Origin of the sequence: Sphingobacterium sp. UBA7625 (genome assembly GCF_002484085.1) — a bacterium.
Classification (GTDB): domain Bacteria; phylum Bacteroidota; class Bacteroidia; order Sphingobacteriales; family Sphingobacteriaceae; genus Sphingobacterium; species Sphingobacterium athyrii.
In genome coordinates this window covers 15841-38582 of record NZ_DLJD01000055.1, presented here as the reverse complement: position 1 = coordinate 38582, position 22742 = coordinate 15841, and the positions used below count along the sequence as shown (strand labels likewise).

Annotated in this window: 20 protein-coding genes; 11 read left to right on the top strand and 9 right to left on the bottom strand. The window is 44.5% G+C overall.

Going from position 1 to position 22742, the window contains the following annotated elements:
• Positions 1 to 134: 134 nt before the first annotated feature.
• Complete coding sequence (locus B4G94_RS23050; RefSeq protein ID WP_286862272.1) at positions 135 to 491, bottom strand: hypothetical protein; 357 nt, start codon at positions 489 to 491, stop codon at positions 135 to 137.
• Positions 492 to 1116: 625 nt separating this feature from the next.
• On the opposite strand from B4G94_RS23050, the gene B4G94_RS23045 reads away from it, so the two are divergent.
• The 3 genes from B4G94_RS23045 to B4G94_RS23035 are packed head-to-tail and all read left to right on the top strand — an operon-like array spanning position 1117 to position 8464.
• Positions 1117 to 4611: a DUF5977 domain-containing protein gene (locus B4G94_RS23045; protein ID WP_286862270.1), complete on the top strand. Its 3495-nt coding sequence runs from the start codon at positions 1117 to 1119 to the stop codon at positions 4609 to 4611.
• Between the two features lie 38 nt (positions 4612 to 4649).
• Complete coding sequence (locus tag B4G94_RS23040; protein WP_286862269.1) at positions 4650 to 8018, top strand: DUF6443 domain-containing protein; 3369 nt, start codon at positions 4650 to 4652, stop codon at positions 8016 to 8018.
• Positions 8009 to 8464, top strand: a complete 456-nt coding sequence (locus tag B4G94_RS23035) for a hypothetical protein (protein WP_286862267.1) — start codon at positions 8009 to 8011, stop codon at positions 8462 to 8464. The genes B4G94_RS23040 and B4G94_RS23035 overlap by 10 nt, the downstream gene beginning before the upstream one ends.
• A 37-nt stretch (positions 8465 to 8501) precedes the next feature.
• Here the strand turns inward: B4G94_RS23035 and B4G94_RS23030 are convergent, their stop codons facing one another.
• The 3 genes from B4G94_RS23030 to B4G94_RS23020 form a co-directional block, all read right to left on the bottom strand.
• Positions 8502 to 8906: a helix-turn-helix domain-containing protein gene (locus B4G94_RS23030; protein WP_286862265.1), complete on the bottom strand. Its 405-nt coding sequence runs from the start codon at positions 8904 to 8906 to the stop codon at positions 8502 to 8504.
• 286 nt (positions 8907 to 9192) lie between these two features.
• Entirely contained in the window at positions 9193 to 9561 is a 369-nt protein-coding gene (locus B4G94_RS23025; RefSeq protein ID WP_286862264.1) for a hypothetical protein, read from the bottom strand.
• Between the two features lie 3 nt (positions 9562 to 9564).
• On the bottom strand, positions 9565 to 9957 hold the full coding sequence (locus B4G94_RS23020) for a helix-turn-helix domain-containing protein (RefSeq protein WP_286862263.1): 393 nt from the start codon (positions 9955 to 9957) through the stop codon (positions 9565 to 9567).
• A gap of 746 nt (positions 9958 to 10703) precedes the next feature.
• Here B4G94_RS23020 and B4G94_RS23015 point away from each other — a divergent pair.
• The 3 genes from B4G94_RS23015 to B4G94_RS23005 are packed head-to-tail and all read left to right on the top strand — an operon-like array spanning position 10704 to position 16523.
• Entirely contained in the window at positions 10704 to 13913 is a 3210-nt protein-coding gene (locus B4G94_RS23015) for a SusC/RagA family TonB-linked outer membrane protein (RefSeq protein ID WP_286862262.1), read from the top strand.
• A 10-nt stretch (positions 13914 to 13923) separates the two neighbouring features.
• Positions 13924 to 15282, top strand: coding sequence for a RagB/SusD family nutrient uptake outer membrane protein (locus B4G94_RS23010; RefSeq protein ID WP_286862260.1), 1359 nt, complete (start codon positions 13924 to 13926; stop codon positions 15280 to 15282).
• 2 nt (positions 15283 to 15284) lie between these two features.
• Positions 15285 to 16523: a TlpA family protein disulfide reductase gene (locus B4G94_RS23005; RefSeq protein ID WP_286862258.1), complete on the top strand. Its 1239-nt coding sequence runs from the start codon at positions 15285 to 15287 to the stop codon at positions 16521 to 16523.
• A 51-nt stretch (positions 16524 to 16574) separates the two neighbouring features.
• On the opposite strand, the gene B4G94_RS23000 is transcribed toward B4G94_RS23005, so the two are convergent.
• From B4G94_RS23000 to B4G94_RS22990, 3 genes are all read right to left on the bottom strand, one after another.
• Complete coding sequence (locus tag B4G94_RS23000; protein WP_286862257.1) at positions 16575 to 17153, bottom strand: hypothetical protein; 579 nt, start codon at positions 17151 to 17153, stop codon at positions 16575 to 16577.
• A gap of 307 nt (positions 17154 to 17460) precedes the next feature.
• On the bottom strand, positions 17461 to 18015 hold the full coding sequence (locus B4G94_RS22995; protein WP_286862256.1) for a hypothetical protein: 555 nt from the start codon (positions 18013 to 18015) through the stop codon (positions 17461 to 17463).
• Positions 18016 to 18018: 3 nt separating this feature from the next.
• Positions 18019 to 18399 (bottom strand): hypothetical protein, encoded by a 381-nt coding sequence (locus B4G94_RS22990; protein ID WP_286862255.1) that lies wholly within the window; start codon positions 18397 to 18399, stop codon positions 18019 to 18021.
• Between the two features lie 218 nt (positions 18400 to 18617).
• Between B4G94_RS22990 and B4G94_RS22985 the strand changes: the two genes are divergently transcribed.
• Positions 18618 to 19865, top strand: a complete 1248-nt coding sequence (locus B4G94_RS22985) for a hypothetical protein (protein WP_286862254.1) — start codon at positions 18618 to 18620, stop codon at positions 19863 to 19865.
• A gap of 133 nt (positions 19866 to 19998) precedes the next feature.
• Here the strand turns inward: B4G94_RS22985 and B4G94_RS22980 are convergent, their stop codons facing one another.
• Together B4G94_RS22980 and B4G94_RS22975 are read right to left on the bottom strand one after the other, a co-directional pair.
• Complete coding sequence (locus B4G94_RS22980) at positions 19999 to 20196, bottom strand: hypothetical protein (RefSeq protein ID WP_286862252.1); 198 nt, start codon at positions 20194 to 20196, stop codon at positions 19999 to 20001.
• Positions 20197 to 20434: 238 nt separating this feature from the next.
• Entirely contained in the window at positions 20435 to 20629 is a 195-nt protein-coding gene (locus B4G94_RS22975; RefSeq protein ID WP_286862251.1) for a hypothetical protein, read from the bottom strand.
• On the opposite strand from B4G94_RS22975, the gene B4G94_RS22970 reads away from it, so the two are divergent.
• The 4 genes from B4G94_RS22970 to B4G94_RS22955 all read left to right on the top strand — a co-directional run bounded on the left by B4G94_RS22970 (position 20628) and on the right by B4G94_RS22955 (position 22526).
• Positions 20628 to 21386, top strand: coding sequence for a hypothetical protein (locus B4G94_RS22970; RefSeq protein WP_286862249.1), 759 nt, complete (start codon positions 20628 to 20630; stop codon positions 21384 to 21386). The two genes, B4G94_RS22975 and B4G94_RS22970, sit on opposite strands and share 2 nt — an antisense overlap.
• 184 nt (positions 21387 to 21570) lie before the next feature.
• Positions 21571 to 21975 carry a DUF5675 family protein gene (locus B4G94_RS22965; protein ID WP_286862247.1) on the top strand — a complete coding sequence of 135 codons (405 nt, stop codon included), beginning with the start codon at positions 21571 to 21573 and terminating at the stop codon, positions 21973 to 21975.
• 193 nt (positions 21976 to 22168) lie between these two features.
• Positions 22169 to 22369, top strand: coding sequence for a hypothetical protein (locus tag B4G94_RS22960; RefSeq protein WP_286862245.1), 201 nt, complete (start codon positions 22169 to 22171; stop codon positions 22367 to 22369).
• Positions 22356 to 22526 carry a hypothetical protein gene (locus B4G94_RS22955; RefSeq protein WP_165308682.1) on the top strand — a complete coding sequence of 57 codons (171 nt, stop codon included), beginning with the start codon at positions 22356 to 22358 and terminating at the stop codon, positions 22524 to 22526. Before B4G94_RS22960 ends, B4G94_RS22955 begins: the two co-directional genes overlap by 14 nt.
• Positions 22527 to 22742 lie beyond the last annotated feature (216 nt).

Here is a 22742-nt window from a genome sequence, read left to right as displayed (position 1 = left end):
GGGCGTTAAAATTGAGAACGGGCAATATGACGTAGCTTTGGATTTACTGTCTAAGCTTTGCAATCATTTTAATGTGACTTTGGAACAGTCGAATCTTCTCAAGTGTTACTTCGTGTTAATGAATTTACTTAGAATTATCTCGAGGTTTCTTTAATTAGCTTCTCTTCTAATTCTTTTATATACTTAATTTGATATTCTATAATTAGATCGTTTTTTTCGATAAGTATTGCCGCATTATCAAGTTTTTGCTGTAACTCAAAAATTTCCTCTTTTCTGTATGACGCTAAAGGTTCTTTATCATAATAATATTGCATGAGATTATTATCTGTAAATTCAGAAAGTTTAAATAATTTGTTTATCAAAATGTCATCTTTTATAAGAAATTTTTCAAAAGCGGATTCGGATAGCCCGATAGATTCCCCGGCATTTTTATTTGAAATGCCCTTAAATCTTAATACTTTTTGAATACACTTTCCAATTGTCTCTTCCATAGCTACAAAAGAGCTGAGTAAATTGAAAAAAATCCCCCCCCCCAAGAACTACCCTAGGAAGGCTGATCTTCGAATATTTGGTTATTTTAGATTATTAATTAAGAAATAGCCGAATTTATAGCTACATCATATTTGACAGAATTTGAACCCTCTATGCAAAAGCGATGAATAAAGATAACGGCATTGAGCAACCTCTAAAAGATCAACAGTTATTATCTACCATCGCAATGATGAGATATATGAAAGAAGGCGAAAATAAAATTTATTAAGCCGCGGATCGTTTTGTGGATCCAGATGAAAATATTTTATTGAAAAGTCATTAAATATTGGTTAACATCTGTTGTTTAAGTGATTTAAATCTTTGTAATAGAGTTGATTATATTGTTATTGTTTTAACCTGGTTTATTTAGCTTTATGAAGCCCACATGATTTTTTAGTACACAGATGCATGTATGGCAGATGGCGGGTTATTTATGGTGTGCCAGACCCCTTGCATGAGACAGGTATTGAAGCGCGCAGGCTTGCGCATAGATCCCGAAGATGAAATTTTGCAGCCCCTAGCTGTATGTAATTAACAGAATTCAAAAATGTTGACGTTTAAAAAACCGGCACAAATTATATATAGATGAAATCCAGTTTCTTATTGAACCTTTTGCTACTAGTTTTGACAAGCACCTGCCTGGCGCAGACAGAGGAAAAATATGCCAACTATGTCCCGCCCTCACCCAATGTTGCCACCATACAACAGTATGGCGATTATCCGGTGAGCGGAGCTACGGGCTTACCTACGATCAATGTCCCTTTATTCACAGTCGATTTAAACAGGTATTCACTGCCCATTACGCTCAATTATCATGCGTCGGGCAGGAAAACTGCCCTTAATTTTTCAAGCCTCGGCCTTGGATGGAGCCTGGATGTGACCCCTGTGATATCACGGACTGTCCGGGGCCGCGTTGATATGCTCCCGTTCCAGAAAGCGCCATATGCCATCGCCGATATTTCGAGTCTGTCCAGCGACTATGATAAGGTACTGTCAATGACCAGTGAATACTTCTATGCAACCCCACAGACTCCGGATAGCCAATATGATATCTTTACCTACACATTAAATGGCAAGTCGGGCAAGTTTATTATCAAAGAGGGAGTGCCCGTGATGCTCACAGGTGAACCGATCAGGGTACGGCCCATTTCTGAGAGCTATTTTGAAATGACGGATGATGACGGGGTCGTCTATTTATTTGGCAGTCAGCAGGGCGATACCTATGGCGGGGTAGAATTTTACGACCACAAAGGGGGAAGTTACAATGATTCCTGGTTTATCAATACCATTACCACCCCATATAATGAACAGATAAAATTCAGATATGGCGGAGTATACAGTAGTTCTGTCTCTAATTCCAGGGTGTGGGGAAACATTAACGTTTTTGACCAGTATGAAGCGCATGATGCAATTTACAATATCCATGATATGACACTTACGGAACGGATCAGTTCATTTCAGGAATATGCTATGAGTTATGTCACGGAAATCGAATTTCCGTCCGGAAAGATCGCGTTTGCATATGACACGAACTACAGAACGACCAGCGCTAGCCTAACGGATCACAGCGGGAATACGGTCAAGAAATATGTATTCGGATACACCCAGATACCGGGTGAAAATTTACCGAATAATAATTCCATGCTTCTTTCAGCATTAAGCCTGACCGGTCCGCAGGGGACAATAAGGCAAAAATATTCATTTGATTATGACCTGTCTGCAGGCTTTCAGATCACCTGGGATTTTCCCAAGCAACGTGACTGGTGGGGATATTATAATGGAAATAGCGGTGCCAACGGAAGCAATATCCCGGAATTTCTGGTGCCAATGATTGCATCGGGCGGTGGAATGGAGACCATTGGGGATCCGGGGGCCCTTGCTGCATCCTTTGCCCATAAATCGTACGGTATGCTCCGCAAGATCACGTTTCCCACCGGAGGAACCACCCAATTTGTCTATGAGCCCAACAGATACCTGGACCTGCGCGGTATTTTACGAGAGGGGCCCGGTATACGGGTACAGCAGGTGCTTTCAGCAGATGGCAGCGGAAACCTCAAAAGAAAACTGTATAAGTATGGGGGAAATGAAAGCGGGGCCGGAGAGCTTCTGTACCAGCCGCGCAAATATGATTTTGCTACTGAGCTGACCACTGCTCCGGTGCCGGAACTTGGGGTAGATCGTCCGATCGGTAATGGCGGGGTCAGTGGTGCGATGCGGATACGGCGCTATCGATCTGTTCCGAACCCCGAGGTAGCCGAAGCCTACAGCTACCCGGTCTATTATTCACATGTAACCGAATATGATGCCACCGGTAGCGGCAATAGTATTCATGGTAAGACAGAATTTATATATAGTATCCCGAGGCTGGACCTGAATCAGCTGACAATGCCACCATGGGGTCAGCATGAGAGTTTATTTATCTACCAGCCGGTGTACCTGCCCCCTTACACCGGATCCAGGCTGATTACAAAAAGGACCTATAAATCCCAGGGCACGGCAATGGTACTTCAATCGGTGGATTCTACAGCTTATTCAACCTTTAAAGCGGTTTCAATACCTGAGATATTTCTGGCACAATCTGTTTTTGTACACCCGGATGAACCAAGTAAAAGGTACGAGCGCATACTTGCCCAATCACCCAATTACGTGCCTGTTTACGTTTATCGGGATGTATTGCTTAAGGGAGGGGCGAGCCTGAAGACTGCTGAGCGCCACACAGTTTACGAGAACGGACAGGTGCTCTCAACGACAACAGACTACACTTATAACAACCTGGATCATCTGTATCCTTCGGTGATCCGTACGGCGGGCAGCGATGGAAAAATAAAAGAAACACGGGCCAGCTATCCGCTGGATTTTCATGGGATATCGGCGACCGACCCGGTATCTTCCGGTGTTAAGAACCTGCAGCAGAAGCATGTTTATACGCCGGTTATCGAAACCAGCAGCTTCAGCAGCAACAGTGACGGCGGTAACAGGCAGATGGTCAGATCTGAGTTTAATGCGTATAAAGCTGATGTGCCCTTGCCGTATAAAATTTATAGGGTTGAAAACGCTACCCCCCTGAGCAATTTCACTACGTCCCTTGTCACCAACGGGGCCGTGAAAATTGACCCAGGCTACAAAGTGGCGATGCAGTTTAACAAATATAATAGCCAGGGGCGCATACTTGAACAGGAAGCCCCTGGAAGCGTGAAAGAATCTTATCTGTGGGGATATAAAAACACCTATCCCGTGGCAAAGATTATCGGGGCGGACCATGCAGGCGCCAGCCAGCTGGTGAACCAGGCCACATTGGACAATCCACCTACAGATAATGCGGTGCGGACAGAGATCGCAAAGGTCAGATCCGGGCTGTCAGGTACGCTGGTAAATGGCTTCACATACGCTCCTCTGGTGGGAATGACAAGTCAGACGGATGAACGGGGGCAGCCGACCTATTATGGCTATGATGATATCGGACGTTTGTCTGTCATTAAAGATCAGGACAGCCAGATCCTCAGGAGTTTTGCTTATAACATGAAGAATGCTGCTTTTGCCGGTACAGACCTTGTTGTCTATAAGAGTGCTGCCTTGTCGCTGCCGTATACCAAAAGTGACTGTCCTTCCGGTAAAGAGGGCACCACTGTCCGGTATGAGATCCCTGCGGGCATGTTTGTGTCAACAGTGAGTGCGGCCGATGCGCAGCAGCAGGCTGAGGCAGCAGCGGCATTGTATGGTCCGCTATATGCAAACCTGATGGGCGAATGTAAAGATCCCGGATGCAGGGTTAACCTGAACTTCAGCATCATGAGTCCGTCTCCAGCGCCAGCGATAACCGTAAAATTCATGCAGGGGTCTACCACCGTCGCAACTGCCAGTTTCCCGACATCGCCAAGCGGGCCGCGGATTGTAAATCTCCCGGTAGGAACCTACTACCTGACTGTAACAATACCCCCGGCTTATCAGGATAAAAACCTTAGCCTGACTGTAGCAGAAACCGGACAATCCTGGTATAGCGGCGGGACGCTGGGGATCAATTCGGATATGATAAACCTCAGTACGCAGGGAGGAATTTATAATATTACCATAGCGAATTAGGGAACCTTTTTTTAATATAAAAACCAAAAAAGAAAAGTATGCGCCAATTATATTCATTGCTTCTCAGCCTTTGCACTGTTGCAGTAAGCCGGTCATATGGACAGGATATGGTGCTGGATGTCTATAACGGTCAGGATGAAATTTCAGCGACCGGCAGTATCACGCTGAAACCGGGGTTTCAGGTCGCATCGGGCCAAAATTTACGGATCTTCATCAGTAGTATTGTCCATCAGCCGCTAAATTCTGCGCCGAGTGCAAATCAGAATTATATCATTACGAATAGCTATAGAAAGCCCTATACGACGGTTCCTACCGCTCCGACTACTGCGGATCTCATTCAGCAGATCGAATATTTTGACGGCTTGGGAAGAAAAGTACAGTCCGTCTCCACCAAGGGAAGTCCGACGATGAAGGATATTGTACAGTACATCGAGTATGACGGGTTTGGAAGAGAAAATACGAAATTTTTACCGCACGTTAAAAATTTAGCGGGCGACGGGTCATTCAAAACGACAGCCAAGGCCGACCAGCTGGCCTATTATGCCACAGCGAATACCTGGGATGCCGCAGTGGTGAAAACTCCCAATCCCTATTCCGTGACTGTCTTTGAGAACAGTCCACTGAATAGGGTGAAAGAGCAGGGAGCACCGGGAGCAGCCTGGCAACCACTACCAACTGTAGGTACGGGGCATACGGTAAAGACCGATTACGGCACCAACACCGCTACAGGACTCGATGTTGTCAAGCTGTGGACCGTGACGGCTAATGGAGCCAGCGGTACAGCGAATTATGCGGCAGGCAAACTTTACCGCACGACGCTGCGGGATGAGAACACTGTCAATACAACAGCGCGTATCGGGTCTGTGGACGAATATAAAGATTTTGAAGGCCGGGTGGTACTCAAAAGAGTTTGGGAAAGCGAAACCAAGGCACTCAATACGTATTATGTATACGATGACTTTGGCGACCTTCGGTATGTGATCCCACCGGCAGTCACCGCGACAAGCTTTACGGAACTCGCTGCTGATCCCAATTTTGACAATTATATCTATAGCTATAAATACGATGGGTGGCGCCGGCTTGTGGAGAAAAAGATTCCGGGCAAAGGCTGGGAATATCTTGTTTACAACAAGAATGACCAGGTCGTTCTAAGTCAGGATGCAAATCAACGTGTCCGCAAGGAATGGACATATAGCCGTTACGATGCTTTTGGGCGCAGTACCTCCAGTGGGCTTTATACCAATACGGTGAAGCTGACACGAGCAGACGTGAGTGCACTTGTCGATGCAGCGACCGGCCCACTGTGGGAGACACGCACGGGAGCCGACTACCCTGCACCGGCTACGACATTTCCACTGGCAGGAACGGGCATCACGATAAAGCCTTTAATTGTCAACTACTACGATGACTATACATTTACCGGAGCGACGACACTACCTGCCAGTGGGATCACAAAAAGTACAAAGATCAAGTCACTGCAGACCGGTACTAAAGTATTTAGAACAGACGGGACAGCACCACTATTAACGGTGATGTATTACGATGATTACGGTCGGGTGATCCAGACGGCTTCCCAGAACCATCTTGAAGGCAAGGACTATGTGACCAATACCTATAATTTTCCGGGAGAACTACTGACCAGCACACGTGTTCATACGCCTAAAACGGGAACAGCAACGACTATCGTTACCACGAACGACTATGACCATGTAGGACGACTGATATCAACCAAGGAAAAAATAGGTGCACAGGCTGAGGTCACATTGGCCTCCAATAGCTACAATGAAATCGGCCAGCTCAAGACAAAATACATGGGTAAGCTTGCAATCGAATCCGGCTATGTGGATACAACAAGTTATACTTATAATGAACGTGGCTGGACCAAGCGGATTGCTTCAAAAAACTACACACAGTCACTGATGTACCAGGATGGCGGTACTGTACGGCAGTATAATGGTAATATCGCGCAGTCGGTATGGCGGTTTACCAATGGTGGTACTACCAGTACCTTCGAATATGGCTATGATAAGTTGAACCGGCTTACCAGTGGTACCAGCACACCAGCGGGAGCAGCAAGTATGTCGGAAGTGATTACCTACGATGACCTTGGCATGGGCAATATCAAAACGCTCAAACGGGACGCCCTAACTGCGACCACTTATACCTATATAGGCAATAAACTTACCGGTCTGAGCGGCGGATTGACAGGTAGTTACACCTACGATGCCAATGGTAATGCAAAGACCGACCGGATGGGTATGGCTTTCACGTACAATTATCTGAACCTTCCACAGACAGCAGTGAAAACCGGTACGAATGTAGCATTCTTATATGATGCCACAGGCCAGAAGTTACAAAAGGTATCCAAGATAGGTACAACAACTATAGTGACTACTACTAGGGATTATATTGATGGCATTGAGTACAACAATGGCGTTATTGATATTATCCATAATCCAGTGGGCTATGCACTAAAGAGTGGTACAAACTATGTTTATCATTATAACCTGACGGATCACTTAGGTAATGTTCGGACAACGTTAAAACGCGGAGCCAGTGCAACGGCTGTTGATGTGGTACAGCGGGATAATTATTATCCGTTTGGCAAGCGCAAGGTTGTGGCTGGTGGAAATAATAGGTATCTTTATAATGGCAAGGAGATCCAGGGCGAGCTTGGAGACCAATACGATTACGGTGCGCGTTTTTACGATGCTGAAATAGGCAGATGGAATGTGGTGGATCCATTGGCGGACATGTTCGAAGATGTTTCACCATATAACTATGGGATGAACAATCCTATCCTGATGATTGATCCTACTGGAATGGCGGCAGATACCACAGGTGGAGGTGTTATGGGACCTATTGTTGATGTTTGGAGAAGTGCGAGCAATTTCAATTTCCGGTGGCCAACATGGACTTATCATTTTCCCGTACTTGGCTCTGCTGCCCAAAGTGGTAATAATCTTGCTGACGGTCGTTATGGTCTTGCCGCAATAAATTTTGGTACTTCTTTAGCGGAGTTGTTTACAGCAGGATATCTAAGTGAATATAGACTTGGAACAAAAATGATGTCATCTGCCGCTGATGAGATTGTTGTAAGCGGCTTAAAACTAAGGGCTGGCGTAAAAGAAGCATTTAAAAAGCATGCGCTTGCAAACGGGCGACATAATGATCTTGGTGTTTCTGGGGAAACTTTGGTAGAAAATGCTTTTAAACTAATTGAAAATAACAAATCCATGCTAAAGGCTGGTGATAATACTTTAATAGGTACTATAAACGGTATTCAAAAATCATTCAAGGCCTTTGTTAAAGATGGCGAAATTATGTCCGTAAATATGTATCCAGGAGTGTCAAATAGAGTTAGCGATGGAGTAATTGTAAAATTTGGAGATATATTATGGAAATAGAGAATCAGAGTATAGAATTGATTGATCAAGCTTATTTAGCTCAAAGTAGCATCTTAAAAGTAAATAATTGTACAATAAAATGTATTGACCTTATTGCCTGTTTTGAATTAAATACAGAGATTATAATAGAAAATTGTGTTATAGAGGAATTTAATATACATTCCTGTTGGTTTGTCAAAGGGCTAACGTTAAGATGTTGTATTGTTAAAGGATATATTGATTATCAAATGGGAGGACATAACGACGTTCCATTGATTTTTGATCAGAATATTTTTGCTGATTTTTTCAATTTTTTTGATTGTGAATTTAATGCTCCTATAGTGTTTACAAATAATATTGTCATGAAGGGTACTAATTTGTTAGGAAATATAGGTGAGGGATTCGAGAATAGGTTTAATAAAGGCTGGGAAGCTAAAAATAATCTAGGAGCCCTTAATTTGCGCTGAAAAGTGTAATGGTACCGAGTTTAATATCGCCCAATCTTTATCGGATTGGGCTTTGTTGTTTTAGTTTATCTTTTAGAATCTGCACTTTATCTTTTTCTAGCTGGAGAAGCCGTTCATAGAGTTCGATGACCTTGTCCAGGGTATTGTAGTTGCACTCTAAATTGTGGGCGCAGGCAGTTGAACTGTCGTACATATTCTGTATGTGAAACACCAGCCTATCCTGACTGAAATTCTCAATGGCATCGGTAGGTGCGTTCAGGGCATAGACTACTTTAGCAAGCTTTTCCTGCCCGATCTTTCTAGCCCGTTCCATCTTTGAGACCGCCTGTTTGCTGATGTCGAGCCTCCTGCCGAGCTCAGCCTGGCTTATGCCCATCAGTTTTCTGATCTGCTCGATCTTCTGACCTTTGGAAAGAGTTCGTACGTTGCCGCTAGCTTCCATTGCTTTAATCTTTGTTCATCAATCTGGCCTTTTCCCTTTCGCTTTCCAATAGCTGCTCATAGAGTTCGATGACCTTGTCCAGCGGATCGTAACTGCACTTGAAATTATAGGCGTAGGCAATGGTATTGTCGTGTATGGTCAGTTTATCCGAAATCTACACTATATAGTGCTCCGCCCGTTGTTAACTCGGAATAAATATCTTTCGGGTCTGTATTCATAAATACTATAGGTAAAAAATAGTCAATTATTTTTGGAGACAGTTTATTTCAATCTTATCGACGAATAATTATGATCCTTCCCTTTCCTTTTTTATAAGCTCTTTAACAATCTCGTATATTTTAGCGATATTCTCAACGGAATTCTGATTAATACAATAGTTATAATTTATAACCGTGTTATTTTCTGATAATATGGTTGTATTGAAACTCATATCATCTTTAAAGTTGGTTATAACGTGAGCGGGAACTTGAAGGTAATCGGAAAATAGCTTAATAGTTTGTGAATCCAAGACTTGTTGACTAAAAATCGAGATCAGATCCTTTAATTCCATGCTAAGGTCTCGAGCTACAACGTCAAAAGGGATCTTGAAAATTTCCAATACATTTTTCAATTGAATTCCTTGGTGTCTTGATTTATTGATAGATGTGTTTTCCATTATTTAACTATTTTTTAGCTCCAGTAATTGTTTAAGAATAGCATTTTTTTCTTTTTCGCTCTCAAGTAACCGTTCATATAACGCTGTTATTTTTTCAGTAGAATCAAAATTATTCACAATGTCGCATCGTTGATTGATTACTTCATTTTTTTCGATAATATTTGTGAACGCAGCGTCCTCATCAAAATTAGCAATTGTTTCGATAGAAACTCCTAAAACATCTGAAATTTTTTGCAATGTTTCCTCATTAATTGTGTCGCTATTTTCAAGTTTTGAAACTGCTTGTTGTGAAACGCTCAATTCTGACGCAAACATCTTTTGACTCAGCCCTTTAATCTGGCGCAGTTTTCTAATTTTCGGGCCAATGCTTTCTTTTTTGGTTGGATTTATCTTCATTTTTCATTGTTTATAATATACAAATATAGTGTATTTTACTATTAAAAAACAATAAAATACAACCAAAAAACAAATTAATACAACTATAATTGCTTGGTATAATCGCTTTTTTACAATATTTTTGATTAGATATTATTGCATTTAATTTAAGAGTCTTGCAGTTCCATTCTCAGGTCGTTTCCGCAAGAGGCAGATTAAATGCCCCGTATATTTGTAAAATATTATATTTGCATAATATGGGGCACTGCTATTTACCCGTGGAAACGTAAAGACCTGAGAAATCTTTGGAACTACGGGATGTAGTCCCCATATCTTTTAGGACGCATCTTGAAAGACTCGTTTAACCAATAAAAACGAGTATGAAAAAACAACTGTACAAAAATTTAGTCCGTTCTCCGGAGTAGCTCCCGAGCCGAAAAGTCCATAGGACTTTTCTAATCGTAAAGAGCGTGACGATCCTACTATATACCTTGGAAAATAACCATTCAAACGCCCTTCGATTTTTTATTAACCTTATTATTTATTTGTGACCTAAGCTAGGCTTAGGAGCAAAGGCGATGCGTTTGTAAGTATCACACGAAATTCTAATCCAGCAGGTCACAGCCCTATTAATACCTTTAAAAATGACTCATTTTTACAAGGGTGGGAGTGAACTGCCTATTGGTACACAATGCTCCTGCCCAAAACAAACTAAATCGAACTGCTTAAAATTGTCAGTCCTCTTCTTGAGTATTGTAATGTTTCATATGTTTAGTTTATCAGCTCAGACGCCCCGCAGGGATAGCGGGGCTGATGGGCTTAAGGGTTTCGAATTGCAGGGGACTGTAGTTTCAGCTACAGAGGGAAAGCCTTTGCAGGGCGTATCCGTGCGTGTAGAAACCGAAAACCTGCGGACATCTACCAAAAAAGACGGCTCTTTTAGCATGCACGTAAAGAACCGAAGTGGTAAAGTAAAATTTACCTATGTAGGATACAAAGCCTTGGAAACTGTATATGCCACCGGCGAACCATTGAATGTCAGTCTCATCCCTCTGGAAAATCAGCTCGAAGAGGTAGAAGTTGTCTCTACGGGCTACCAGAAGATCCTCAAGGAACGGGCAACGGGAAGCTTTGAACTGATCAATAAAGAACAGTTCAATATCAATAAATCGACAAACATCCTATCCCGTCTGGAGGGGCTTTCCCCGTCATTTATCTTTGATAAACGCTCCACCGCAAGTACCCTGATGCAGCAGATGCGCCTGCGTGGACGTACAACATTCTATGGTAAAGCAAGTCCTCTGATCGTATTGGACAATTTTCCATACGAAGGCGATATCATGAACATCAACCCTAATGATATCGAAAATGTTACGATCCTAAAAGATGCCGCAGCAGCTTCCATATGGGGGTCAATGGCCGGTAACGGTGTTATTGTACTGACGACAAAAAAGGGAGCGACAACAGGAACGACAAGGGTCGATGCGAATATTAACCTACAGCTGACCGAAAAGCCGGACCTGTTCTATAGGCCTGATGCGAGCAGCCGGTCTTTTATTGAAATGGAAGAGTTTCTTTTTGATAAGGGGTTTTATGACTGGCAGCTGGCTGCGCCCGAGCGGACCATGTCCCCAATTGTGCAGCTCCTGGATGAGCTGAAAAAGAACAGAATTGATCAGGATACCTACGACAGGCAGAAAGCTATTTTTTCGGCACAGGATGTCCGAAAGGATTACCTGAAATACATCTACCGCAAGGGATTCAATCAACAGTACAATGTTAATTTTTCAGGTGGAAACCGCCTCCTGGATTTTGTAGCTTCCGGAGGATACAACAAGAGCCTCAATTCGTTGCAGTCCTCTTCGGGTGACCGCTATAACTTTCGCACCGCCATTAATGCACGGCCGACCCAGCGCCTACAGCTAAATCTGAGTACCGTACTGAGCCGCAGCAGCGCAAAGAACCTGGGCAGCGAATCTTCAATAGCGTATGGTGCGCTGTATTCCGGTGACGGGAGGTCCAATTACCCTTATATCAGATTAGTGGATGACAACGGAAATTTTAGAGACCTGGAAACAGTGACGTTTAAAGGTTCTTTTATCGATACACTTTTTAATGGGCAGCTGCTCCCTGCAAGATATAATCCGGAGAACGAACTGCAGGCCAGTGAAAATGTAAATACCACAACCGATATCATGCTCAATCTGGGCGGGCAATTTAAGATCAACGCATACCTGCAGCTGATGCTGAACTACCAATATCAGGAGTCAACAAATAAAGTTACAAACTGGCAGGGCCTGCAGTCCTATTTTACACAGCACTATATTAACCTATTCTCCCAATATTCCCACACTGCGGGACTAAAACACATCATTCCAATGGGGGATATCTATACCACGCAGGATGGAAAAGTTCATGCCAATAACCTGCGCGTGAATGCGCAGCTCGACAGATCGTTTGGAAAAGGGGAACTTTTTCGGGTCAGCGGCATCCTTGGCGCTGAGCTGAAGGATTTTCGGAACAGGATCGATGGCAATAGATTGTATGGATACGATAGGGAAACACTGAACTATCAGCCTGTCGACTTTCTTGGTACATTTCCCCTGCTGGGTGGACTCGCCGGATCGGGTGTTATCCCAAATGGCACTATGCTCGAGGAATATAGGCAGCGGTTTTTATCTGTTTTTTCCAATGCTTCGCTGACCTACAAAAATAGATATGTGCTGAGTGCCAGTGCCCGGCAGGATGCTTCTAATCTCTTTGGTGTATCGACAAATGACAAATGGCAGCCGCTATGGTCATCCGGACTGAGCTGGGATATTTCGCAGGAGCCTTTTTATAAAATTTCTTTTCTACCGTACCTAAAGCTCAGGATGACCTATGGCTATAACGGTAAGGCGGTAAATGATTACTCGGCTTATCCGACGATGGAATATGGCGGTACAAACAGTATCACAGGCTTGCCCTATGGGTATATGGTCAATCCGCCCAATCCCAGATACCGGGCGGAACGTGTGGGAATACTAAATTTTGGGATCGACTTTGCTTCCCGCAACCAGCGTATTTCCGGTGCTATAGATCTGTACCGCAAAGAGGGTAAAGATATCGTCGCACGGGCAAATGTGGATCCTACCGTTGGATTTGATAATCAGGTGCTGAATGTCGCCAGCTTTGTCAGCAGGGGATTGGAGGCCTCCATCAGATCAGTAAACATAAAAACCGGCAGCTTCCAATGGTCGACCGACTGGATCATCAATTTCAATAGGAACTTTACAAAAAAATATAACTATAGGTCTACTTCCGTGTCAAGCTATATGGACGTCGGTATTGTGCCCAATCCTATTGTCGGCAATGACCTGTATGCCATCTATGCTTATCGCTCTGCTGGTCTTGATCCCGAAACTGGCGCTCCGCAGGGATACCTAGCTGGTGAAGTAAGTAAGGATTATTCAAAGCTCACCTCGGTGTCGATAGATGATGTGCGGTTTATGGGATCAGCAGTTCCATTATATAATGGTTTTTTGAGAAATACAGTGCAGCTGTCCGATTTTAAACTATCCTTCACCTTACAGTATAAATTTAAGTTTTTCTTCAGACGTACGGGGGTGAGTGCACTGGCATTTGCAAACTATTGGATGTCGCATGAGGATTATGACAGACGCTGGCAAAAACCGGGTGATGAACGCATCACTGATGTGCCCGCTTTTATGTATCCGCTCAACCTGGCGATGGAGAATTTTTATAAGGCCTCGGATGTCCTTGTGGAACGGGGTGACGCTATCAAGCTGAAAGATATCAATCTTGAGTACAACCTAAAGGGGAAAATACCGGGGGTGAGGCAGGCATCCCTATTTTTAAATGCCGACAATATAGGTCTGATGCTGTGGAAGAAAGCAAAATATCGGATAGATTCCGACTATGGTACGGCAATTCCTTTACCGGCTATCTATACCCTGGGACTAAATATTTCACTTTAACGAATCTATCATGAAAAAAATAAATCTATTTAGGGCGGCAGTGTCTATCTTGTTTTTTACAGCATTCTTGGGCTGTACAAAATACCTCGATATGAAACCCGACCTGCGCAAAGCAGTGCCCACGACCTTAGAAGACTGCAGTGCCCTGTTGAATAATTACAGTATACTCAATCAGGGCTATCCATATATAGGCGAACTGGCATCGGACAATTTTATGATGACCAGCTCCAATTGGCAGTCTGTTTCCATCGTTGAGGATAAGGAATTATTTGTCTGGAACACGGACATTACCCCGCCAGCTACCCAGTGGTCCGCACAGTATAAAAAAGTATATGTGGCCAACCAGGTGCTGGATGTGTTGAAAACGTTGGATGAAACCCAGCAGTCTAGAACATTAAAAGGTGAAGCACTTTTCTTTCGGGCCTACGCGCATTTTTCACTGGGCGAATTATTTGTGCCGATACCGTTAACCAACGGTACCAATAAAGACAGCGAAGCTATTCCGTACCGGAAAACGCCAAATATCGAGGATAGGGTAGAACGGTCGACCATAGGTGAATTTTATCAGCAGCTATTGCAGGACGCGAATGACGCAGCAATATTGTTGCCACCTACTGGAAATGTGCCTTCTACCCCGACCAAGGTTGCCGCCAATGCTTTGTTGGCGCGAATCTATCTTTATCTGCAGGATTATCCAAGAGCTGTACAATATGCCAATGCCTGTCTCCGGGAAAAATCTGACCTGCTGGATTTTGAAACGCTCAACGCTGCAAGCAACAGCCCCATAGCAAGATTCAATAAGGAGGTGATTTTTCAGGCTATCGCTGTAGGGAGTGCCACGTATACCCGGACACGATGGAAGGTGGACAGTACACTGATGGAAAAATATGACGATGCCGATCTGCGGAAAGCGGTTTTCTTTATTAAAAATGGCGACGGAACCTATTCCTACAAAGGAAACTATGACGGTCAGCTCAATCAGGCCCCTTTCAGTGGCCCGGCGGTAGATGAAATACTGATCTCGCGTGCCGAAGGTTACCTAAGGACGGGAAAGGTCGATTCCGCTTTAATGGATCTCAATATGCTCCGCAGGTCTCGCTGGGTCAAGTCGCAGTTTACACCCATTACCGAGAAAGATCCTCAAAAATTGCTGGATATTATCTTAATGGAGCGTAGGAAAGAGCTGATCATGAGGCAGCGCCGCTGGCCGGATCTGAAGCGCCTCAATCTGGATCCTTCGACGGCACAGGCTCTCTATCGAAATATAGAAAATAAGGAATATGTATTGCCTCCAAATGATGCGAGGTACACGATGCTGATTCCGCTTGCTGTTTTAGAAAACTCAACCCTACAACAAACAAAAAGATAGTTATGAAAGGTATATATAAATTGATGTGTATGGTGATGGTCGTCTATTGTTCTGTAAGGACAGCAGTGGCCCAGCATAAAGCCGTTGAGGAAATGGATCTGCCAAAAATAGGTCAGGCTGTGGAGGATCTGCATATAGGGACACTGCTGAATGGCAGACAGGGGCAGAAATTGTCCGCGTATAAAAAAGACCTTGTTGTCCTGGATTTTATGACAAGTACCTGTACGAATTGTCTGGCATCCATCCCTAAAATTAAAAAACTTCAGGAGTCTTATTCCGGGCAATTGAAAATTATTCCCGTGGCCTATGAAAGCAGGCATGTTATGACCGAAGCGTTAAAACGTTCTGGAAACCCTGACAATTTATCATTGGATTTTGTTGTGGACGATACGGTTTTCAACCGGATGTTCCCGCATCGTACGGTGCCCCATCTGGTCTGGTTGTATAAGGGGAAAGTAGCTGCGGTCACCTATGGCGAGTATCTCAATGAAAAGGTTATTGAGGAACTGCTGAACAATAAAACTATTGATCTTCCCATAAAAAACGATTATCTGGAATTTGATTATACGATACCGCTCCTGCCCAGATATACAGACAGTACCAGATCATATTCAGGTATCATAGGCTACCTGGAGGATGCCGATACAAAATTTGGCGTGCAGGTGGATTCTTCGGATGGGACTATCCGTGATTACGCGGTCAATGTCACGGCACTGCCGTTTTATTTCTATTGCTATGGAAAAATGCAGAAATTACCCTTTATGAAGCCTTCGCGGATAAAGCTGATGGTCCGCGATAAGGATCGTTTTATCCACAATCCGGATGTTGAACTTTTCGAAGAGGACTGGAAAATTAAAAATAGTATTTCCTATGAGCGAACGGCCCGTTTAACTGACAGACCTGCTGATCGCATGATGGCCATTGTACAGGATCTGGACAGCTGGTACAATGTCCGGACCAGTTTTGTAAAACAAAAGATGCCGGTCTGGGTGATCAGGGAAGGGGAGCCAGCCACCGTAGATACTGCACAGATGCGTTCCTTTGTGTCTGATTTTGCTTTTATGGCAGACTTAAACGTAGATTTTCCACCGCTTATAAATGAGGTGGATAAAAATAGGAAGATGCATAGCGGAAAATGGGATTCATTCAAGTCTTTAAATAATATGCTCAGGCAGAGTGGTCTTCAGCTGGTTGCAGAGGATAGGGAAACAACTGTTTTTTTAATGGAGGAAAGACCATAGACACAGAAGGGGCCACGCGTGGCCCCTTTAATTACTTAATGGATGATCCCATTAAGCTTTCAACTGAACGTTTGTAGAAGAAGTTCTGGTGTTGAGCGCTGTAAGCATCTCATTTCTCAGATCTTCCGTGATTTCAGGATGGTTGCTACCGTCATTATCTGCCTGAACTGCACAGATCTGATTATTTCCAGAACAACTTGGCGATCCCACCGGTTGGTAACTCGAAGGTTGCCCAGGATTGGAGGGATCAATTAATGAAAACCATGCCATAACTGTATGATTTAAATTTTCTAACTTTAGATTTATAAACTGATCACAATGCTGCTGCCCCATATCGGTCAAAACGTTGGACAGCACATTGGCCCCGCGTCCGCCCATAGCGGACGCTCTGGTCTGGCGATGGGACTCCTTATTCTGCCAGACCATTTTCTCTATACCGCCCAGGCGGGAAAGTGGTAAACCTACGGCCATGTCGGTCTCTGACTGGCCCGGCGCAGCAACAGCTTCCCGGCAGGATCCATTGATCCTCCGCAAGGTGACGCGCACCCTCCCGCAGCATAGCTGCATGGCCCCATAGCTCGTTGCCCACTGGTGAGCAGCTGGAGCATCCCGTCGATTGATGCCCGTCACCCTGTCCTTTGCCGTTTGTCTGTGCCTGCTTCATTGTCATCATTTTTGTTTCATTTCTCCGGCCTTATATCAGGTATATGTAGGGTGCGCAATTTCTTTTTTTCTGTGCCTGGCCCCGTCATTACCTGATCTTGTTTGCCTATATGTTGATCAATCATCCAATCACCAATGGGAGAGGAGACATCCGTAATTGTCCGCCCGATCAACTACAGTAAAGTTAGTAAGCAAATCAGCCTGTCAGATCTCATATTTATGAGAAAATGACTTCATATTTCTGAGGTTTTCATTTTATATTCCTCCTTTGGAGCTATAAACTCGAATAGGTATTGGGGTTGATCCCCAAAAAAGAGCAGATATCTTTGATGCGGCAATAGCGTGCCGCAACAGGATAATGCCGCTTGAATGCTTCTTTTTTTTCTTTGGAGCTCATGTTGATCAGCCCGCCCCGAAAGGTGCGCTCCGACAGCAGGTGGGCGAGAAAGGCGTTGAGCTGCTCGGAAAACCGGGGGTGCTGCTGGACAATGCTGACAATATCGGGCTGACGGATCAGAATGGCCATACTGTCCAGTTCGGCCTGAAAATAAATGTCACCCGTGCTGAGCGTATGATAGATCGCCTCATCTGAGCCGATAAAATCAAGTACCTCCGAGCGGATATGTCCCGCGACGCTGTAATCATGGCGTTTGATCACCATGCCTTCCAGTAGGATATGCAGATCAAAAGGCTGTGACGTAAGGATTTTTCCTTTCTTAATGGACTGGATCTCTATAATGTTTTGGAGTTCATGGCGAAGGGACGGTCCTACAGGACCGGTCTTCTCCAAAATAGCATAAAATTGGTTTTCATAAGTTAGGTTTTCCATTTGCTAACTGTAGTTAAACTTGATTATTAATAGCCTGCTATACACTTGGGGAGTACTATTTACTGGTGTAAAACGCTGTGTGACACTGCCGGTCTTGCTATTGCCGCCGCCTTCTTCGGCAGGTTCGCGTTCCAGCACAATAGGAATGCGTAATGCGACCGCTTCGGCTATCTGCGATGCAAAATAGTCCTGTGCAGCGCTGCCTAAATCGGCTGCATACTGCAGCTGGGAAGCCGTCAGCTTAAAACGCTCGGGGAGCCAGCCCAGTAGGTTGGTCTCAATAAAGATTTTTTCATCTTCGATAACGATAGTATCTTGCGTGTAAAGATAATTTTGCCAGCCCTTGACACCTGGTCCATCGAAACTAAATTGTTGATTTTTCATACCTATATTAAATTAAAACTGCCAATATACAGTCGAATTCGTCGTTTAACGAATATTTTAGATGATAAAAAATCAAAATATGATTTTTTATCATCCAATCCGTTTGATGTTTTATCCAATCGGGTTTGGATAAGGTGTTATTTATAGTTATATTGTGTGCTTATAAGTGATGATGGGTTAACGTGTTTACTTTCTAACTAAACCATTTTGTGTTTTTCATGGGGCCTTCTATTAAATCCTATCTGCGGGTTTTTCCGATTTTGTGGTGGTGCAGTTTATTGCTGATCGCATCTGGGGCAGTGGCCCTGTTTCCTTTTGACAATATGTCCTTTGGTTATCTGATTAAACCTAATGTGCTGGCTGTAATCGCCAAAACAATGGGCATTGGTTTTATCATCCTGAGCCTCGAGTTTTGGGTGGGCTATCAGATTTTTCTGTCGGGTTTTTGGCAGCATTCGCCCGGCAGGGCCATATTGATTCATGCTCTGGGGGGAGTGGCCCTACCCGCTACCATTGCATTTGGACTGATTTTGCTCATTTATCCGGCGTCCATCGTTGAGGATGAGCGCTTTCAATGGGATATCCTATTTATGCTCCTGTTGCTGATTATATTGAACTACTGGCTGTCCAACCGAATACTCCAGTACAAACTTAAAATGATGGATGATAGCAGGCATCAGCTGGCCAGCGATAAAGAAAAATTGGAGCAGCAGGTGGAATTTTTACAATCTGACATAGCGCATTATAAAAGTGATGCGCAGCAGTATGAACTGCTGGTAGCCACTACCGATAAAACGGTCAATGGTCTACTGAAAGGTAAAAATATGCTCGCTGGGCAGATAAACGAACTACGGAGCGAAAACAAACGTCAGGCAGATCGTGCACAGCAACTCGAGAACGAAAGAAACCTTGAGGTCCAGGCCCGTATGCAGGCCGAGGGACGTAATCAGGAATTACTGCTGGAGATAGCGGAGCTCAAAGCATTGACTCATCAGGGTAGCGAGGCGGGCATCAATCACAGGGACCGGTCAGATGCCGTATTTCACTTTAAGGTTAATGGTATCGAAATTGCTATTTTCGAACAGGATATTGCCTATTGCTACGGTCATCACCGTAAAGGCGAGGATTCTTTTCAGGAAATCGTACTGATGGATGGGACCAGATATCATCCCGGCTTAAAATCGTTGAGTGATCTGCTTAAGGTATTCCCCGCACTCAAGCACGTTTCGCGCAATTACCTGATATCAGGACAGGCAATAGCAAAATATCAGATGCTCCCGGGGAACACGCCCCTACTGACGATTTTACATCATAACGAACAGATCGAATACGGTGAATCGTACCGCAGGAAGCAGCCCGGCTGGAAAAACTGGCTTGCGGTGCAGATCGCCATTAACCAGAAGAAAACTACTGTACTGCCCGCGAGGAATGTTACCGCTGGCATAGACAGTCCCACGACGGATTAGCTGCCATGGATTCTCGGTCTGAGTGCTGCTATTGAATATGATCAGTGCCGCGATTGCCGATGCTAGATTGCCAATGGACATCGTCACATGAAGGAAGGGGAATCAGCCCTCTCCTGCTGATCCTGTTTGTGTGTTAAATCAGGCTGTCTTGTACCTGCTGCTCATCCAGATAAAAATAGTCGGCAAATAGTTTTATGGGGATCGCCGTCTTTGGCGGTAGGTTGTAAGCCATTCGGATATCCTCAAAAAGTCGGTAGCACTGCCGCTCGGATTTGCCCAGCAGGGGAGCGGCCTCCCGTGGGTAGATCAACATTCGATTGTTTCTTTTCATTGTTCTGATTTTTGGAGGCTCCAAAAGTCATATCAGACCGGGATAGAAAGGAGGATCAGGTATGGATAGAGCATCGATCAAGTGTTGCCTAAGCGTAGATACAGCGTCAATAGTGCGTCAAAGGTGCACTTATAACACACTTACCATACACTTAGTTCATTCCGAAACGGTACATGGCACAACAACGCTTATCGAATCTGTGTTACCGGTTTATCTACGCTTGGTCTATACTTAACGGCTAGTTTGAACAGGGGCTGCAGCTATTGGTCTGATTCCTCTCCATGGCTTCAAGAGGCCATGTTAACAGCTTTAAGGTACCTGTTTTTTTGTAATTTACGACCTTTTTTAACCATTTTTTCCATCCATTGCCATCTCTTCCCGATCGTTTGGGCACCTTATGCATCTTCGTATTGTCAACATCAGATAATGTCATGGCAAAACAAGTAAGTTTAATCAAATTAGAAGGAAACGTCGGGGACCTTTCCTTCTTTAAATCAAAAACAACCGGTTTTCAGGCTCGCATGAAGACCGGAGTCTCGGGCGACCGGATCGCCTCCGACCCTGCATTTGCCCGCACCCGGGAAAATGGCAGCGAATTTGGACGCGCGCAGCAATATGGTAGACGACTGCGGGATCTGCTGCGCGATGCTTTGTTCCAGAATTCGGACAACAAATTCAGTAGCCGCCTGGCCAGTAGATTTTTAAAAGTGATCCAGAGCGATACGGAAAGCGCCCGTGGCGAACGCGTCCTGAAGGCCGAAAACCTAGTGATGCTGCAGGACATGGAATGCAATGACCGCACGAAGCTGGGGGCTATATCACTGGTGCCGATCACACTGGTTTACGACCGCCTGAGCGGTGACGGCACGCTGGAATGCATGGGGCTGATCCCGCACCTCAACATCGCCAAACTGCAGGGGGCCACGCACGTGCGCTATACGATCGTGCTACAGGAATTTGGCGGCGATGACAGTGACCAGCGGCCTGCGATAAATAGGTCGCCCTATGTACTGCTGCGCGAGACTACACCGATGAATCTGCAGCTGACTGCCACCCTGGAGGCTGATACAGCCAGATCTGTCTTGCTGCTGGCGGGGATGGAATACTTTCAGCTGGTCAACGGAGCCTATTATCCGCTTGCCAATGGACAGTATAATGCCCTCACTATTAAACGGGTCTATGTGCCTTAGGAACGGGGCAAGCCGGCAGAAAGCGAGTCAATAATACTGCGCGGCGTTAAAGTGGCGCCGTTGTGTAAAGACCGTAGATGGCGGGGATATTACCCAAAGTCTACGGTGCTTTGCTTCCCTGATCGCCGCAATCTATCGGATGAATATTTATTTCAAACAAAGATTACTTTAAAACATTAAGAAAATGTCAATTAAACACACCTTGAGGCTCCACCGGACTTATGGAACCCTGGGCACCAACGGAACCCTATATTACAATAACCAAAAGGTCTGTCATACCATCGAGCTGCCGGACCGGAACAATCTGCGGCGCCTGAGCTGTATTCCGGCAGGTACATACAGACTCAAAAAACAACAGTTCAGCAAAAATGGTGAGCAGATCGCTATTACCAATGTGCTGGGCCGCGAGGCTATCATGTTCCATGCAGCAAATGATGCCCAGCGGGATCTGCAGGGGTGTATCGCACCAGTGACAACGATAAAAGGTGAGGGGAGAGGCGAGGAAAGCCAAAAAGCATTGATTAAGCTCAAAGCGCTTGTATATAGCCTTTGGGATATGGGCGATGAAGTGTTTCTCCAGATCCGCTAATCTGTTGGATATCAAACTTGAGATCCAATTGGCGTCTTATGAACTTATTTCGAAGAGACAGGACACTTTAATGATGCCTCCATCAAAACTGAAACCGCGAAGGTAACATGAACCGAGTGCAACGAGGTCATGAATACCATTGAAAATAAATACGTATGAATAATACCTTGGTTAAAGAATAAATGATTAACAAATGAAAAAAATAATCAATAAAATTAGGCGAGTGCTACAAGTGATCTTGCTGGCACCTGTGAAATTGCCGGGGAAGGCACTGGATATTTTAAAATACCTTTCTATTGGTGTGGGGATTATTGAATCCGTGATTGATGAAAAGAAAGAACCCGAAAAGGAGGAGACTGACAAGGAAGGAGAAGGGAAGGATGAAAATCAATGATATCCGCATAGGTGCAATTGGCGGTACGCTATGTTCGCTGTGGGCGAGTGTTTCTTTTGGCGATATCCTCCAGACACTCTTGACCGCAGCCTTAGGGACACTGGTCAGTTTCGCAACAAGCCAGTTGCTAGGGAGATGGATTAAGCGAAAAAAGTAAGGGAGAAGAAAACCTATGTGACGTATTTGTGATGGTTTTACGTGAAGTTCAACAAAAAACTTTGCAAAACATACCGTTTCGAAGGATTGAAAACGGGAAGGGAGAAAGTTCCAAAATCGTCATAAGGAAAATGAAAAAGCCGTTTTACGTGAGTAAAAACGGCTTTTTTAGCAAGTGCCCCCACTGAGGCTCGAACTCAGGATCCACAGATTTTGA